This window comes from Euzebya tangerina (assembly GCF_003074135.1).
GTDB lineage: Bacteria > Actinomycetota > Nitriliruptoria > Euzebyales > Euzebyaceae > Euzebya > Euzebya tangerina.
Genome location: NZ_PPDK01000001.1, coordinates 1,735,392 through 1,750,539, shown reverse-complemented (window position 1 = coordinate 1,750,539; position 15,148 = coordinate 1,735,392). Strand labels below are relative to the sequence as shown.

16 protein-coding genes are annotated in these 15,148 nt (G+C 68.4%); 4 read left to right on the top strand and 12 right to left on the bottom strand.

Going from position 1 to position 15,148, the window contains the following annotated elements:
- Positions 1-12: 12 nt before the first annotated feature.
- Complete coding sequence (locus C1746_RS08080) at positions 13-897, bottom strand: alpha/beta hydrolase (protein WP_116714119.1); 885 nt, start codon at positions 895-897, stop codon at positions 13-15.
- An 84-nt stretch (positions 898-981) separates the two neighbouring features.
- Between C1746_RS08080 and C1746_RS08075 the strand changes: the two genes are divergently transcribed.
- Complete coding sequence (locus C1746_RS08075) at positions 982-1,656, top strand: class I SAM-dependent methyltransferase (protein WP_116714118.1); 675 nt, start codon at positions 982-984, stop codon at positions 1,654-1,656.
- Here the strand turns inward: C1746_RS08075 and C1746_RS08070 are convergent.
- The 3 genes from C1746_RS08070 to C1746_RS08060 all read right to left on the bottom strand — a co-directional run bounded on the left by C1746_RS08070 (position 1,653) and on the right by C1746_RS08060 (position 3,889).
- The gene (locus C1746_RS08070) at positions 1,653-2,270 is read right to left on the bottom strand and encodes a DJ-1/PfpI family protein (RefSeq protein ID WP_116714117.1); all 618 of its coding nucleotides are present in this window, start codon (positions 2,268-2,270) and stop codon (positions 1,653-1,655) included. The two genes, C1746_RS08075 and C1746_RS08070, sit on opposite strands and share 4 nt — an antisense overlap.
- Positions 2,267-2,647, bottom strand: coding sequence for a rhodanese-like domain-containing protein (locus tag C1746_RS08065; RefSeq protein WP_205711769.1), 381 nt, complete (start codon positions 2,645-2,647; stop codon positions 2,267-2,269). The genes C1746_RS08070 and C1746_RS08065 overlap by 4 nt, the downstream gene beginning before the upstream one ends.
- Before the next feature lie 123 nt (positions 2,648-2,770).
- Positions 2,771-3,889, bottom strand: coding sequence for a 6-phosphofructokinase (locus C1746_RS08060; protein WP_116714115.1), 1,119 nt, complete (start codon positions 3,887-3,889; stop codon positions 2,771-2,773).
- Positions 3,890-4,042: 153 nt separating this feature from the next.
- On the opposite strand from C1746_RS08060, the gene C1746_RS08055 reads away from it, so the two are divergent.
- The gene (locus C1746_RS08055; protein WP_116714114.1) at positions 4,043-4,936 is read left to right on the top strand and encodes an ABC transporter substrate-binding protein; all 894 of its coding nucleotides are present in this window, start codon (positions 4,043-4,045) and stop codon (positions 4,934-4,936) included.
- Positions 4,937-5,036: 100 nt separating this feature from the next.
- Here C1746_RS08055 and C1746_RS08050 read toward each other — a convergent pair whose 3' ends face one another.
- Both C1746_RS08050 and C1746_RS08045 read right to left on the bottom strand, forming a co-directional pair.
- Positions 5,037-5,795, bottom strand: a complete 759-nt coding sequence (locus tag C1746_RS08050; protein WP_116714113.1) for a cell wall-binding repeat-containing protein — start codon at positions 5,793-5,795, stop codon at positions 5,037-5,039.
- An 85-nt stretch (positions 5,796-5,880) separates the two neighbouring features.
- On the bottom strand, positions 5,881-6,417 hold the full coding sequence (locus tag C1746_RS08045) for a GNAT family N-acetyltransferase (RefSeq protein ID WP_162867525.1): 537 nt from the start codon (positions 6,415-6,417) through the stop codon (positions 5,881-5,883).
- Positions 6,418-6,517: 100 nt separating this feature from the next.
- Here C1746_RS08045 and C1746_RS08040 point away from each other — a divergent pair, with 100 nt between their 5' ends.
- Positions 6,518-6,952, top strand: coding sequence for a nitroreductase family deazaflavin-dependent oxidoreductase (locus C1746_RS08040; RefSeq protein ID WP_116714112.1), 435 nt, complete (start codon positions 6,518-6,520; stop codon positions 6,950-6,952).
- Here the strand turns inward: C1746_RS08040 and C1746_RS08035 are convergent, their stop codons facing one another.
- Positions 6,953-7,837, bottom strand: a complete 885-nt coding sequence (locus C1746_RS08035) for a pirin family protein (protein ID WP_162867524.1) — start codon at positions 7,835-7,837, stop codon at positions 6,953-6,955. It abuts the gene before it with no gap.
- Between the two features lie 21 nt (positions 7,838-7,858).
- On the opposite strand from C1746_RS08035, the gene C1746_RS08030 reads away from it, so the two are divergent.
- Positions 7,859-8,575 (top strand): DUF2461 domain-containing protein, encoded by a 717-nt coding sequence (locus C1746_RS08030; RefSeq protein WP_162867523.1) that lies wholly within the window; start codon positions 7,859-7,861, stop codon positions 8,573-8,575.
- Positions 8,576-8,596: 21 nt separating this feature from the next.
- Here the strand turns inward: C1746_RS08030 and C1746_RS21975 are convergent, their stop codons facing one another.
- The 5 genes from C1746_RS21975 to C1746_RS08005 form a co-directional block, all read right to left on the bottom strand.
- Positions 8,597-8,869, bottom strand: coding sequence for a hypothetical protein (locus tag C1746_RS21975; protein ID WP_162867522.1), 273 nt, complete (start codon positions 8,867-8,869; stop codon positions 8,597-8,599).
- Between the two features lie 42 nt (positions 8,870-8,911).
- Entirely contained in the window at positions 8,912-9,946 is a 1,035-nt protein-coding gene (locus C1746_RS08025) for a multicopper oxidase domain-containing protein (RefSeq protein WP_162867521.1), read from the bottom strand.
- Between the two features lie 197 nt (positions 9,947-10,143).
- Positions 10,144-12,138, bottom strand: a complete 1,995-nt coding sequence (locus C1746_RS08015) for a right-handed parallel beta-helix repeat-containing protein (protein ID WP_162867520.1) — start codon at positions 12,136-12,138, stop codon at positions 10,144-10,146.
- 72 nt (positions 12,139-12,210) lie between these two features.
- Complete coding sequence (locus C1746_RS08010) at positions 12,211-13,410, bottom strand: carbohydrate ABC transporter permease (RefSeq protein ID WP_116714106.1); 1,200 nt, start codon at positions 13,408-13,410, stop codon at positions 12,211-12,213.
- On the bottom strand, positions 13,410-15,071 hold the full coding sequence (locus tag C1746_RS08005; protein ID WP_116714105.1) for a carbohydrate ABC transporter permease: 1,662 nt from the start codon (positions 15,069-15,071) through the stop codon (positions 13,410-13,412). Before C1746_RS08005 ends, C1746_RS08010 begins: the two co-directional genes overlap by 1 nt.
- Positions 15,072-15,148: the final 77 nt, after the last annotated feature.

Here is a 15,148-nt window from a genome sequence, read left to right as displayed (position 1 = left end):
GGACACGATCGCTCACGTGGTCCCCGTCGTCGCCATCCTGGTGATGGCCTGCGTCAGCCGGGCCGCGAACGCCGGGGTGATGCCGTCCTCCGCGTGGCCGAACCCGACCGGCTCCCGCCACAGCTCGGCAGGACCAGCCACCCCGTTCACGAGCAACTCCGCGTGCTCCATCGAGAAGTACTCGTCGTCCTCGCCGTGGATGACCATCGTCGGTGCGGTCACACCGGCCAGCAACTCGACCGGATCGGGGTATGGCGTGATCTGATCCGGGGCCACCATGCGGAACCGGCCGACCCGTTCCCAGGCCCACCGTTTGACGGTCGAGGACCACAGGCCGTGGAGGGCTCGCATGCCCGGCTGGGTCAGATCCCAGTGGCGCGCGCTGCCGGAGATCAGCACCACGCCATCGAGATCCACGCGCCGCCCCAGGGCGTGGCAGATCGCTGTTGCGCCCAGCGACAGCCCGACCGCGACGATCGTCCGCTGACCTCGTCGTCGCAGCGCCCTCGCGCCGGCTGCGACGTCCCGCCACTCCTCGGCGCCAAGGGTCGATCGACCGGTGGAGCCACCGTGGCCTCGAAGATCGATGGCCAGCACGTTGACGGAGCTGGCCAGGTGATCAGCCAGGAGCGCGTAGGACGGTTTGGCTCGATGGGCACCGAAGCCGTGGAGCAGCAGGACTGCGGTGTCGGCGGCCGGTCCCGGCAGCCACGATGCCGCGAGTGTCTCACCGTCGTCGGTGGCGAGGGCGAGGTCGCGATGGGGGGCTCGGAACCCGCCCACCCACCCGCGGGTCTCGGCCAGCCGACGGAGGTTGGTCCGTTCCTCACGGAGCTTGCTGGCCAGCACCAGCTGGCGGTCGGTCGGCCGCGTGGGTGCAGACGTCTCCTCCGGCATCGAACCACTGTGCCGCGTCCACCAGCGACGTGCGCTGACGGGTCAGCTCGGGTCACCGCCGTCCGGAGTGGGCACCGTCGTGACATGGCAGCGACGCCCGACCCCGACCCCTTCCCGGCCGGCTTCTTCGCCCGGCAGGACGAGCGGCCCGATTCGCACTTCTACGCGATGACGCGCATGGTGCAGCACATCGACGACGGCGCGGTCGAGGCGGTCGGGGAGTTGTACGAGCAACTCGGTGCGGACGGCCGGGTGCTGGACCTGTGCAGCTCATGGGTGAGTCACCTCCGGCAGGCACCCGATCACCTGACCGTGCTCGGCATGAACGACGAGGAGCTGGCCGCCAACCCCATGGCCGACGAGGTGGTCGTCCACGACCTGAACGCCGATCCGGTGTTGCCGTTCGATGACCACAGCTTCGACGCGGTGGTCTGCACGGTCTCGGTGGACTACCTCACGCGACCGGTCGAGGTGGTCCGTGATGTCGGTCGGGTGTTGGTACCCGGCGGGCTGTGGTGCTGCACCTTCTCCAACCGGCTCTTCCCCACCAAGGCGATCGCCGGGTGGCTCTACGCCGCGGAGTCCGAGCGTCCGCGCATCGCGGCAGCCTACATCCAGCGGGCCGGGGGATTCGGTGAGATCACGGTCTCGCAGCGCCCGACGCGAGGGAAGGATCCGGTCTGGGGGGTGTGGGCTCGAACGCCGGGGCGGCCTGAGGCGAGCGCGACCGACGCCTCGGGGTCCGTCGAGGACTCCTAGGGTCGCGACTCCGTCCACACGTAGTCGAGCTGTCGTGCGGTTGCCTCCGCCAGCTCACGATCCGCAAAGCGGTTCACCAGGTGCAGGGCCATCGCGATCCCGCTGGACAGCCCGCCGGACGTCACGACAGCGCCACTGTCGACCCAGCGCACGTCGTCCCTGACCGCACCGCCATCACGCCGGGCTGCCAGATCGGCCGCGTCCTCCCAGTGGGTCGTGACCGGTAGGTCACCCAGCACACCCGCGGCTGACAGCAGGAACGTGCCGGTGCACACCGACGCGGTGACACCCGCCGCCGCCGAGGCCGCACGGATCGCGTCGACGAACGGCTGATCGGCCAGAGCCGCATCGAGATCGATCAGACCAGGAACCACCAGGACATCCAGATCGTCGGCGGAGGGGACGTCCCCGTGGCTGGGCACCAGGCCGAGCCCGCCGTAGCCCACCACAGCCTGGCCGTCCGCTGAGAGCGTCCTCACCTCGAACAGGCCGCCCCGGCCCTCGCGACCAGCCAATCGCTCGGCGGTCAGGAACACCTCATACGGGCCGGTGACGTCCATCACGTCACACCCGTCGAAGAGCAGGATCCCGATGGTGACGGAGGCGGCGCTCACCGACGGGAAACCTCCGACACGGCCAGGTCGTAGCCCTCCTGCCCCCAACCCCACACCCCGCCCAGCATCTCCTTGACCGGCCGCCCCAGGGCGGCGATGGCCGCAGCACCCTTGGTCGCACCGTTGCAGTGCGGACCCCAGCAGTACGTGACGAAGGTCACATCACGTCCAAGAGCAGCCAACGCCTCGGCGGTGATCTGCTGGTGCGGCAGGCTGACCGCACCCGGGACGTGTCCGTCGTCGAAGGCCTCGCGACTGCGGACGTCGAGCACCACCACAGAGTCCGGATCCCGTCTCATCCAGAGGTGCACGTCCGCGCAGTCGGTCTCGTTCGCCAGTCGGGCGGCGAAGAACGCCGCAGGGGTGGGCTGGGACATTGACGGAACCTCCATCGTCGGGTCGGAGTGGGCTGACCCGCAGTCTTCGGGGACCCCATGGCCGGAGCCACACGCTGGCGTGCCAGATGCCGTCCCGATCGTGCCAACCTCCGCCGGGAGGGCTCAGTCGCCGAAGCCCATGCCCAACTGGCGACCCGTCAGGATCCAGGGATGGTCGAGCGGGACCGAGCGACGGTTCCCGGCCACCTCCTCGAGAGGCACCCGAGTCGTGGTGCGGTCGCGGTCGGCGATCATGATGCCGAAGTCGTCTTCGGCGGCCGCCAATGCCGCTTCGACGCCGAGACGGGTCGCGAGGAGTCGGTCCTTCGGCGACGGTGTCCCACCACGCTGGACGTGACCGAGGATCGTGGTCCTGGTCTCGATGCCGGTCAGCTGCTCGAGCTCGGCGGCCAGTCGGGCGGTGTGGCCCTCTCGGGTGTGCTCGAAGTCGGCCAGTTTGGCTCGAGCGGCCTCCTTCTCCTCCCCCTTCGAGTTGTCCTTCGCGTCACGCAGCGTGTTCAGCACCTCGGCCTTGTCCGCCGAGATGGCGCCCTCGGAGACCGCGACGATGCTGAACCGGCTGCCCTTGGCCTTCCGGCGGGTCAGGCTCTCGGCGATCTTGTCGATCTCGTAGGGGATCTCAGGGAGCAGGACCACGTCTGCTCCGCCGGCGATGCCCGAGCCGAGGGCCAGCCATCCGGTGTTGTGACCCATGATCTCGACGATGATGATGCGGTGATGGCTGTGTGCTGTTGAGTGCAGTCGGTCGATCGCCTCGGTTGCGATGTTGAGCGCAGTGTCGAATCCGAAGGTCCGCTCGGTGCCCCAGACGTCGTTGTCGATGGTCTTCGGCAGGGTGATGACCTTCATGCCTCGCTTGGCCAGTCGTAGGGCGTTCTTCTGCGTTCCACCGCCGCCCAGGCAGATCAGGGCCTCGACGCCCATCTGGTGGGTGTTCTCGACCATGGCTTCCCGCATGTCGATGATCTGGTCACCGATCTGCATCTTGTGCGGTTTGCTGCGGCTGGTTCCGAGAATGGTCCCGCCCTGCGTGAGGATGCCCGACAGTGCGTCGGAGTCCAGCCTGATGTGACGCTTGTCCATCAGGCCCCGGAAGCCGTCCAGGAACCCGACCACCTGCATGCCGTGGGTCCGCAGCGCCGCTTTGCCGATGGCCCGAATGGCAGCGTTGAGGCCGGGGGCGTCGCCGCCAGCAGTGAGTATCCCGATGCTCTTGGCCATGGTGTCGCCTTCGGTTGGGTCGCACGTCGACCATTGCAGGCTAGACCACCTGTGGGGAGCGCATCGCCAGACCCGTGGTCGGCGTGGTGTCGATGCTGGGCTCGACGGCGTTGCGCCAGCCGTCCAGCGAGCCATCGACTACGGTGCCCGGGTATGGCGAGCAGTGGCACGATCGCGAGCCTGATCCCATCGGGCACGGACATCGTGGCCGCGCTCGGGCTGGCCGACCGACTGGTCGGCGTGTCTCACGAGTGCGACCACGCCATCGCATCGGGCCGTCCGGTGCTGACCAGCTCGAGCCTCTCGAGGTCGTCGAGCGCTGCGGAGATCGATGCGGCGGTGTCGGCCTCGGTGGCCTCGGGTGACTCGCTGTACCGGACCGACCGGGCGGCGCTGCACCGGCTGCGGCCGGACGTCGTGCTCAGCCAGGACGTCTGCGACGTGTGTGCGGTGAACGGTGAGGTGGCCCGTGGCGACGTGCCGGACGGGACGGACCTGGTGATGCTGACCGCCGTTCGTCTGCACGACCTGTGGGACGATCTTCGTCGGGTTGGCCGAGCAACCGGGGCCACGGGCGCCGCGGAGGAGGTGATCGCGACGGCCCGCGCCGCCCTCGACGCCACTCGGGTGGCGCTTGCCGACGTGCCACGTCGTCGTGTGGTGGCCCTGGACTGGGGCGACCCGCCCTACGCCGCCGGCCACTGGGTACCCGATCTGATCGACGTCGCCGGAGGTACAGACCTCCTGGCCACATCAGACCCGATGTCCCGCCGGATCACCTGGCAGGAGATCGAGCGCGCAGCGCCGGACGTCGTGCTCTTCCTGCCCTGTGGCTACTCGCTGGGGCAGGCCGCAAGCGATGCTCAGGGACGATGGGAGCGTCGCTGCACATCCATCGGTGCCGAGCTGTGGGCGCTGGACGCCACTCGACTGCTCAGCCGGTGTACGCCGACCGCGGTCACCGCAGCGGCGAGCGCGCTGGCCGGTGTCCTGCATCCCTCGGTCGTCGGTGATCCAACGGAGGAAGACGCCCGCCGCATCATCTGAGGGGGTCGGCGCGAGCGTCGGTGGGCCGGAGGCGAGCGCAGTTCGCGCTCCGCCCCCGGTGGGCATCGGATGAGGAGTGAGGTGCATTCCTCCTCGCTACCTACCCCTCGCCCTCGCCATCGCCGGGCTGCTCGGCCGCGCCACCGTCGTCGGTCTCTTCGTCGCTGCCACTCTCGTCGTCCTCGTCACCGTCGTCCTCATCACCGTCGTCGCCCTCATCGCCCGGGTGGCCGTCATCACCGTCGTCACCAGCGCCCTCGTCACCGTCGTGCTCTGATTCGTCGTCGTGATCGGACTCGTCGTCGTGATCGGAGTCGTCGTCGTGATCGGACTCGTCGTCGTCATGATCGGGTCGACCGTTGCCGCGCTGGCCGGCCGCTTCGGCGGCCTGCTCCAGCACGTCGTCGCTGACGGCGAAGACACCGCCGAGCGCGACGACCTTGCGCGGGTGCAGGCGAGCGATCTCATCGAGGACAACCTGCGGGATCTCGCCCTCGCTGGGCACGAGCAGGACGGGGCCCTTCTTCAGCGAGCCAGCAGCAACGGCGTCGGCGAAGCTCTCGGCGTTGGCCAGGTACACCTCGGAGGCACCGCCGGGGAACTCGTACTGGCTGATGGCGACCGAGGTCTCGAACCGGGTCTCGCCAGCCACGCGGTCGGTCACGACACGAGGACCACCGGTGTCGGTGTTGGTGTCGTTCTTGTCATCGTCGTCGTCGTCATCGTCATCGTCGTCATCGTCTGGCAACTCGGGTGCTTCAGGGTCGTCGACGTTCTCGTCGGCAACGGCGATCTGCCCGACGCCGAGCAACCCCATCAGCAGGATGAGCACCAGGCCCATCGTCTTGGCACGTGACATGTTCGGCTCCTTGATTCGACTACGCTTCGGAATCTCCTCTTCGGCGGATTCGGTCGAATCTTGACCAGAAAGTCGCTGAGGTTGCTCAGCGCCACCTCGCCATCAGTCGACACTGACCCTCGTCATCGTCGAACGTGCCGTGGTGCTCGAAGCCGGCTGCCGCGAGCGCCTTCCAGGACGGTTCGTTGGCCTCGTAGGGAGAGGCGCAGCACGGATCCCAGGTCGGGTGCTGGCCGAACACGATCTGCTCGACGAAGCTCTCGATCATTTGACTGCCGAGCCCCCTCCCCCGCGCCTCAGGTGCGCCGATCAGATAGTCGATGCCGGCGGCGCTGTTCGGGATCCCCAGCTCCAGCCAGTGGCGGGCCTCGGCCAGGTCGTCTGCGTCGTACCCCTCGTGCTCGAACAGCTCGGCGATGGCGTAGCACTGGATCCAGCCGACATCCTGCCCGTCAGCAACGGCAATCCAGTGCTCGACCGGTGCGCTGGTGGGGGCCCCGTACTCCGCGACGACGGCGTCCCAACTGACGTCCTCGCCCTCCCACCAGGCCACCACACCTGGCTCGTTCAGCCACTCGTGCATGAGCGGCAGGTCGTCGTCGGTGAGTCGTCGGAAGTCCATCGTCATCCGTCGCCATCTTGAGCCAATCCCAACGACAGCACCAGTGCCACGGTTGCGTGAACGCCTTGCGGGAGCCTCGACGAGGTGCTGTGATCCGCCCATGAGCTTTGACGGCGAGTACGAGCCCAGCCCCACCGAGTGGGTACGCGACCAGGTCGCAACCATCATGGAGACCGGCACGACGGAGTCGGTCAACATCCGCGGCCTGCCGGTCATCCTGATGACGATGATCGGGGCCAGCACCGGCAAGGTGCGCAAGGTCCCGGTCATGCGGGTCGAACACGACGGGGTCTACGCGGCGGTGGCCAGCAAGGGCGGCGCACCCGACGATCCGGCCTGGTACGGCAACCTCAAGGCCAACCCGGAGGTGAAGGTGCAGGACGGGACCGAGGAGTGGACCGCAACGGCACGCGAGATCGACGGCGAGGAGCGTGCCGAGTGGTGGGACCGCTGCGTCAGGGCCTTCGCCCCGTACAAGGAGTACGCCGAGAAGACCGACCGCCAGATCCCGGTCCTGCTCCTCGAGCGCTCCTGATCAGCCGCGGAGCCAGGGCGGGGTTGGCGCGTCCATCCGCTCGAGGTCGCTGGGGACCGTTCCGAACCGGTCGGTGTCGTGGGCCTGCCAGGCCTCGAACGCCTCAGTGATCTCGTCGTGATTCCGGGCCACGAAGTTCCACCACATGCTGATCGTCTCGATGGGCTCACCGCCGAGGAGCATGATCCGGTTGTTCTCGCCAGTGCTTTGCAGGTGGAGGTGGTCATCGCCTGGGGCGATGTAGCCGAGTTCGCCGACGGCGACCAGCTCACTGTTCACCTCGACGGGGTGATCGGTCGGTACCACGGCGTACTCGAAGCCGTCTTCCGCGGGGAGCGTCACCGACCCGGTGCCGAGCCGCAGCTCGGCACCAACTGACGGCGTGTCGTGGCGGGCCGGCGAGGTCTGGCTGGCATCATCGGCGTCACGGAGCGTCCCGACGAAGACCGTCGCCGGCCCGGCGGCCAGGTCGAGGACCGGCAGGTCGGCGTGGTGCTCGAATGCTGGGGCGCCGTGCCGGGTCTCCTCCGGCTGGGCCACCCACATCTGCACCCCACGCAGCCCGGCGCCAAGGCCCAGCTCCGCGTGGGCGATCCCCCGCCCGGCCGTCATCAGGTTCAGCTGGCCAGGACGGATGGTCTGCTCGGTTCCCAGCGAGTCGCCGTGCACGGCCTCCCCCTCGAACAGCCAGGTGACGGTCTGCAGCCCGATGTGCGGGTGCGGGCCGATCTCCATCGGATCCGGTTCCTCGACCTCGGGCGGCAGCATCTGGTCCACGAAGCACCACGGGCCGATGGTCCGACGCCCCTTCACCGGAAGGACCCGGACCACACGGACTCCGGGAAGTGAGGCGGTCCGTCCGCTCGACACCAGCACGTTGCTCATGCTCATCGATGCTACGGGCGTGTGCCGCGCCAACAGGCGGGGAACACCGGCCCCATGGCGTACTTCAGCACCGAGACCTTCGACTTCCTGATGGATCTCGAGATCAACAACCACAAGGCGTGGATGGACGAGAACCGGGACCGGTACGAGACCTTCGTCCGCGACCCGCTGTATGCGTTCTGTGACGACTGGGCCGAGCCGCTGAAGCAGAACGTCTCACCACACCTCGTATCCGTCGGCCGGATCCAACGCGGCTCGGTCATGCAGATCAACCGGGACGTGCGGTTCTCCGACGACAAGACGCCGTACCGCACGTCGATGGCTGCCTACTTCCGGCACGCGGGTGGGGAGGGCGCCGTCCACGCTCCCGGTCTGTACCTGCACCTGGAGCCCGGCAACTGCTTCTTCGGCGGGGGCGTCCACTCTCCGCCGGTCAAGGCGCTGACGCCGATCAGAGAGCGGATCGTGGACCGGACGGAGGAGTGGGATCGGGTCGTCGAGACCCTCGATGAGGCCGGGTTGGAGCTCGGCGGCGACAAGCTCAAGACCTCGCCGCAGGGCTTCGACAGCGACCATGAGCGCATCGAGGACCTCCGTCGAACCTCCTTCGTCGTCATGCGACCGCTGACCGAGGATGAGGTCACGTCCGAGGGGTTCATAGACCTGCTGCTGGACCGAGCCAAGGACACCGTCCCCTTCATGGGCTTCCTGGCCGCCTCCTACGGCCTGCCGTTCTGACGGGACGGCGAGCGGTACAGATCAGCTGATCGGCTGGCCCGGCGTGGGTGTCGGATCAGGAACCGGGATCGGGTCCGGCGCGGGCGGCGTGGGTTGGGGTCTGCCGGGATGCGGGGTCGGACGCCCAGGATCGGGCACGGGGGTCGGCGTGCCGGGATCAGGAAGGGGAGTCGGCTTCCCCGGATCAGGCACGGGTGTCGGCTCACCCGGGTCGGGTGGCGGCGCGGGCTCCTCCCCCGGGTCGGGAACGATCGGATCAGTGGCGCCGGTGGGGTTGCGGGATCGTGTCGTCATGGTCTCTGCCTACCCGGCTTGGGGTTGCCGCAACTCGTTCCTTCAGACTGCTGCGAACCAACCCATGGCCCCGCGATGGGCGATCGAGTGCTGGTGCGGGTGGAACATGTACCGGCCGACCTCAGGAAGGGAGAACTCGAGCATCGCCCGCTCCATCTGGCCCAGGCTCAGCACATCGGTGTGCCACGCCGGCGCGTCACCCATCCCCGCCGGGTACACGTCGAAGGTCTGGGCGTGCAGGTGGAACGAGGCCAACGGGTCGTACTCGATGCAGTTCATCACATAGGCGCGGACCGGCTCGCCGGTGGGGATCCGGATCGGGTGCGCCTCGTAGAATCCGGCGATCCCGTTGTAGGCGTACACATCGTTCCGGCCGCTGCCATCGATGTCAAAGCCGCCGAGCGTCAGCGCGACCTCGTGCGCGTCGGGCCGGCCCCCTCGTGGGTCGACGATGAACATCCCGTACAGGCCACGCGCGATGTGCGCGTCGATGGGCATCGTGTGGCAGTGGTAGGGGTGGACGCCGGCGGGACCGGCCTCGATCTCGTAGACGGTCTCCCCGCCGGGTGGAATCGGTTCCCAGCCGTCCATGACGGGTGCGTGCCGGCCGTGGAAGTGCAGGTTGTGGTCGTGGGCGGTCCGGTTGGTGAAGTGCACTCGGACGGTCTGGCCCTCGGTGGCCCGGATGGTGGGGCCGGGAAGGGTTCCGTTGTAGGTCCAGGCCTGTGGGAGGGTGAAGGAACGGGAGATCTGGTGGGGCCGTTCGACGACCTCCATCTCGATGTCGACCGGGCCGGTCGTCGGAGGTGGCGGGACGGTGAGCGCATCCAAGGCGTCCGGCGGCATTCGCTCGGGCATGGCGTACGGGCCGGCGTACGGGCCAGCAGCATCGCCGACCGGCAGGCCGCTGGAGAGGACCCCGCCGCGGTCGCCTCCCTGAACGGTCAGGTCTTGGGCACCCAGATGGCCGGCGGGGTGTGTGCCGCCGTAGAGATCGGCTGGGCCCTGGTCGGAGCCAGCGGTGGCGTGGGCGGCCGCATGGGTCCCGACGGACCCGGCGACGATGCCAGCTCCCAAGAGGGAGAGGCCTCCACCTCCGACCCGGCGGAGGGCGGCTCTGCGATCCAGCCTGGCCCCCGTCGGCGGGGAACCCTGCTGCAGGTCTGGGGGACCCTGCTGCAGGTCTGGACCGTGAGGTTCCCCACCAGGAAGGTCAGGTTCCCCACCACGAAGGTCAGGTTCCCCACCATGCGGTGAGCCGGGCTCATCCGTGCTCACAGGACCCCTCCGACCAGCAGCGTGACCACGACGACGACGAGCCAGAGAACCAGCCCGCCCAGCCCGACTGCGAGCCGGCGGCCCAGCGGCGCCGCGCGGTTTCCGGCGACCGCGTAGCCCACGACACCCAGCATCGGCAGGGTCACCGCACCCACCGACCAGCCGATCTTCCCGACGACGCCGCGGTCCGAGCGCCAGACCCGCCAGATGATCCACGCGCCACCGAGCACCCAGACGGCCAGCGGCACCCACCACAGCAGCGCGCCCATCCACACCGGCCAGAACCCACCGTCGACCGCCACCCCGAACACAACAGGCCGTCGCTCGTCCAACTCGAGCCCCTCGTCCAGCACCGGGGTCGTGATCTCATCCGGGTCGAAGTCCAGCGAGTCGAAGACGTTCACCGCCGGCGTCACCTCGGCCTCCTCCCCGCCGGGAAGTTGCTCGAAGTCGAGGTCCGGGTCGGGGGCCTCGCCGTGCTCCAGCTGCGGGTTCTGCTCGTGCACCGCCTGGGCGATCCGGCCCAGCGCATCGGAGGAGGTCGCCAGCCCCCACGGCAACGGCAGGTTGATCCCGTCGCAGTTGTGCAGGAGACCAGCGGACCAGGGGATGGTCGTGTCGGCATCGTTGTCCGCCGCACACGAGCCAGCCTCTCCGGGCCCGCCGAAGGTGATGTCGGCCCGGCCGGATCCGCGGATGACGTTGTCGCGAACCTCGTTGCCTCCCGATGGCCAGAAGCTCGCGTCGATGTTCGACACCACCTGCACGCCGGACGTCGGGCTGTTCACGATCAGGTTGTTGCGCACGAGCGTGTTCCGGACACCGGCCAGGACGACGCCGTTGCCGTAGGCCGACCACTCCGCCACCTTCGAGGGGGCCTGCCCCACCTCGCCGCTGTCGTGGATGTAGTTGCCGGCCACGACCACGTCGCGGGTGGGCGGGAGCAGCTCGGAGTCCAGGGTGTTCGGCACGATGCCCGCCACGTTGTGCCGCCAGACCGAGTCCACGATCCAGATGTTGCCGGAGGCGTTCGTCCCGCTGTAGCCGAGCCCGTTGTACTCCGCGACCACGTCGGTGATGACGGCATCGCAGGGGTTGCACTGGCCGATGTAGAACCCGGCGTCATAGGACCCCGAGCCATAGGAGTGCTCGAACAGACCGTCCACCGAGTCGAAGGCGTAGATCCCGTACACCCAGTTGTCGATCGCGGTCAGGTAGGACCCGCGGTACCCCACCACGCCGTTCCAGAAGAAGCCGTTCACGGTGTACCCGCGAGCGGTCATGTTCTCGATGGCCACGCCGTCCGCGGTGACGACGAATCCGTTCTCGCGGGTCAACTCGCCGTCGAGGATGACCGTGTTGCGGTCCGTGCCTCGGATGGTGAGTCCCGGCGTGGTGACGGACACGGCCTCGCGGTAGATCCCAGGTCCCACCAGGACCAGGTCACCGGGAAGCGCGGCGTCCACGCCTGACTGGATGGTCGGGAACTCCTCGGGCACCCGGACGGTGTCGCCGGTCCACTCGCTCGGTGAGGTCGACGCTCGACCGCCGGCACCCGTGGTCTCCCCGGTCTCCTCCGGCTGGACGTTGCCGACCAGCAGGGTGCCGACCATGCCCTGCCACTCCCCCGACTCGTCCAGCGTGGCGTGCAGGGAGCAGTAGTAGTCGACGGCGCCGTCCTCGTCGGGGACGGTGACCGTGAACGCCTCGCCCGGCGCGGTGTTCTGGCCGTCCTCGGCCGTCGAGTCGAAGGAGCCGTCCACGGCCAGGACGTTGTGGTCGACCCGCCCCTCATTGACGAAGACCACGTCCCCGCCCGGCGCGACGCTGATCGAGAGCGGATCGTAGGAGTTGTCCAGCATGCGCACCTCGACCTCCTCCTGCGCCTCCGCGGATCCCGCGATCATGACGAGGAACAGGCCGGTGAGGAGCAGGACCCCGGCACATCCGAGGACGAGCGACCGAGGACCGCGGTGACTGACTGTGGTCATGTTGCAAACACTCGCGAGACTCATCTGGCAAGTCAAGCGTCGGTCCGTCATCCGGCTGACCGGCCACCCGACCTACTTGATGCCGCTGGTCGCCAGGTTCTCGGTGAAGTAGCGCTGGGCGAGCACGAACACCGTGACGGGCACGGCGATCGCGATCATGACGGCGGCGAAGATGAGGTTCGGCGCGTCGGCGGCACGCCCGCCGAGCTGCTGCAGCGACACCGTCAGCACGTGGTTCTCGGTGTTGCCGGCGTTGATCACGATGAAGGGCCACACGAAGCTGTTCCAGGCGTACAGGAACATGAACGTGGCGAGCGTCGCGATGGCCGGGGTCGACAGCGGGACGAAGATGCGCCACAACACCGTCCAGCGGGAGGCACCGTCGACGATCGCCGCCTCCTCGAGCTCCACCGGGATCGAGACGAAGAACTGCCGGATGAGGAACGTCCCGTAGGCGTTGAAGAGGAAGGGGAACACCAGCGATGCCAACGAGTCGACCCAGCCCAGCGTGACCATGACCTGGTACAGCGGCACGATGAGGATCACGAACGGCACCATGATCGAGCCGATGTAGATCAGGAACAGCGCGTCCCGGCCGGGGAAGCTGATCCGCGCGAAGGCGTACCCGCCGAGGATCGAGGTCAGGATCGTGCCGCCGACGACGAGCAGCGTGACCAACACGGTGTTGGACAGCGAGCGCCCCAGGTTCTGACGATTCAGGACCTCACTGAAGTTCTGCGGCTGGAACCCGACCGTCTCCACCGCCTCAGCGGTTCGCGTGACCGCCGTCACCGTGTCGTCCGGGTCGTCGGTCAGGGCGAAGACCCCCTCGACGGTGCTGCCCACCTCGACCATCTCCACGATCTGGCCGTCCACCTCGACGTCGAAGAGATCGAGTTCCTCACCGTCGACCACGACGCTCTCGGGGTTGGTGAAGCCACCGGTCGGGTCGACGTCACGGCTGTTCCGTCGAACGGTGTCGTCCAAGTCGGCGGGTGGGGCGTAGATGCCGACATCGATCTCTCCGACCAGGGCTCGCTCCTCGCCGTCGATGACGTAGAGCGGCGCTGGCTCCTCCTCGATCTCGACCGTCGTCTGCTCGTAGGGCAGCAGCCGCGGGGGGAAGCGGAAGATGTCATCGCGTGCCTTGAGGGAGGACCCCAGCACGACCAGGAACGGGAACAGCATGATCAGCGCGATGACGATCAGGAGGCCGTAGAGCCCGAAGCGGCCCAGGATGCGGCGCCGGGTGCTGCCACTCTGAACCGCCATCAGACGCCCCCCTCCGTGGCCTCGTCGCGCTGGCGTCGGAACTGCACGAACGTGAACGCGAAGATCAGCGCGAACAGCACCCACGCGACCGCCGAGGCGTAGCCCTGGGAGAACTGCCGGAAGCCCTGGTCGTAGAGGTAGACGACCGGCGTCAGCGTCGAGTTCTGCGGACCAGCGCCGATCGGCGGGAACAACACGATGGCCTCACCGAAGAGCTGCAGGGCCAGGATGCCGGTGGAGGCGACGACGAAGAACGTGGTGGGCCTGAGTGCCGGCAAGGTGAGGTAGCGGAACTTCTGCCAGGCGTTGGCGCCGTCGAGGGTCGCTGCCTCGTAGACGGTGCCGTCCAATCCCTGCAGACCGGCCAGGAACAGCACGGTGTTGAAGCCGATGTACTGCCAGGCGAAGACGATGACCAGCGACAACAGAGACACGCTGGCGTCGGACAACCACCGTGGCTCCGGCGCCACGAGTTCGATGCCGGGGAGGACGCTGACGAGGTTTGCGGCTTCCCCGAGGAGGTAGTTGAGCCACCCGACGGTGGCGTTGAACAACTGCTTCCAGATCAACGCGACCGCGACGACACCGGCGATCGAGGGGACGAAGAAGACGGCTCTGAAGATCTTCATCCCGGGCGCCCGCACGTTGAGGAGCTGGGCCAGGGCGAGGGCCGGGATCACGGCTGCCGGGATGGCCAGGACCGCGAAGACGACGATGTTGCGGATCGAGGTCCAGAACAGCGGGTCACGCGCGCCGATGCCGACGCTGCCGAACCGGAAGGCCTCGCGATATCCGTCGGCGTACTGGATGGACCCCCCGTCGGCCAGCGCGAAGTCGAGCGAGAGGATGCGGACGTAGTTGTCCAGACCGATGAAGGCCGGAGCGGAGAAGGCGTCCCACTCGTTCAAGCTGACGTAGAGGGAGAACAGCAACGGCCCCGCGAAGAAGGCCAGGAAGCCGAGCACGTTCGGGGAGGCGAACAGCAGGCCCTCGAGTGTGCGGACGTTCTGTCGGTTGGCGCCGAGCAGTCGGCCGACGTCTGGTTGGTAGGTCCGCCAGGTGATGAACCCGACCACGATGGCGAGGACGAGCAGCAGGCCGGGCACGGGTTGGGCGACCCGCGAGGCGAAGGTCGCCAGCCCGGGCAGCAGGCCCACGACGACCAGTGCGACTCCGGCCAGGACGATTGACACCCACCGGCCGACTCGGCGCGTCCGGGGGCTGGCCGAGCCGGTCAGGATGAGCACGACGATCGACGCCACCACGATCGGGGCGCCGACCGGGAAGTTGCTGGCCAGGGCGTCCAGGCCGACGAACGTGTCGGTGATCTGCAGCAGGACGAGGGCCGCACCAAGGAAGGTGAGGTAGTCCAGAACCAGCGAGATCGAGCGTCCCAGGTGGCGACGCGCACGGATCGCGACGGCGGCGGCCACGTCGGCCACCGCGATGACGATGGCGACGACGGCCAGGGCGTCGGCCAGACGGCCCTCCGGTGTGTCCGAGCCGAACAGCCAGACCGCGCCAGCGCTGGCGGCGACCGCGTGCAGCACGCGCCACCCCAGCAGCACGGCCACCCAACTGCTGGTTCCGGTGGGACCCTGCTGCGAGGCTCCCGAGTTGGTGTCCAGGTCTGACCCAGGAGTGTGGAGTGTGCTACTCATGCGCCGTGCCCCGATCTACCGAGTCGCCGGGTGAACGAGAGGCGGCCGTCACCCCGCCACATGCATGTGGGCGGGGT

What these genes read in the sequence shown, in the direction of transcription:
- C1746_RS08080 (WP_116714119.1), bottom strand. Translation starts at nt 897, where the DNA reads ATGCCGGAGGAGACGTCTGCACCCACGCGGCCGACCGACCGCCAGCTG.
- C1746_RS08075 (WP_116714118.1), top strand. Translation starts at nt 982, where the DNA reads ATGGCAGCGACGCCCGACCCCGACCCCTTCCCGGCCGGCTTCTTCGCC.
- C1746_RS08065 (WP_205711769.1), bottom strand. Translation starts at nt 2,647, where the DNA reads ATGTCCCAGCCCACCCCTGCGGCGTTCTTCGCCGCCCGACTGGCGAAC.
- C1746_RS08060 (WP_116714115.1), bottom strand. Translation starts at nt 3,889, where the DNA reads ATGGCCAAGAGCATCGGGATACTCACTGCTGGCGGCGACGCCCCCGGC.
- C1746_RS08055 (WP_116714114.1), top strand. Translation starts at nt 4,043, where the DNA reads ATGGCGAGCAGTGGCACGATCGCGAGCCTGATCCCATCGGGCACGGAC.
- C1746_RS08050 (WP_116714113.1), bottom strand. Translation starts at nt 5,795, where the DNA reads ATGTCACGTGCCAAGACGATGGGCCTGGTGCTCATCCTGCTGATGGGG.
- C1746_RS08045 (WP_162867525.1), bottom strand. Translation starts at nt 6,417, where the DNA reads ATGGACTTCCGACGACTCACCGACGACGACCTGCCGCTCATGCACGAG.
- C1746_RS08040 (WP_116714112.1), top strand. Translation starts at nt 6,518, where the DNA reads ATGAGCTTTGACGGCGAGTACGAGCCCAGCCCCACCGAGTGGGTACGC.
- C1746_RS08035 (WP_162867524.1), bottom strand. Translation starts at nt 7,837, where the DNA reads ATGAGCAACGTGCTGGTGTCGAGCGGACGGACCGCCTCACTTCCCGGA.
- C1746_RS21975 (WP_162867522.1), bottom strand. Translation starts at nt 8,869, where the DNA reads ATGACGACACGATCCCGCAACCCCACCGGCGCCACTGATCCGATCGTT.
- C1746_RS08015 (WP_162867520.1), bottom strand. Translation starts at nt 12,138, where the DNA reads ATGACCACAGTCAGTCACCGCGGTCCTCGGTCGCTCGTCCTCGGATGT.
- C1746_RS08010 (WP_116714106.1), bottom strand. Translation starts at nt 13,410, where the DNA reads ATGGCGGTTCAGAGTGGCAGCACCCGGCGCCGCATCCTGGGCCGCTTC.
- C1746_RS08005 (WP_116714105.1), bottom strand. Translation starts at nt 15,071, where the DNA reads ATGAGTAGCACACTCCACACTCCTGGGTCAGACCTGGACACCAACTCG.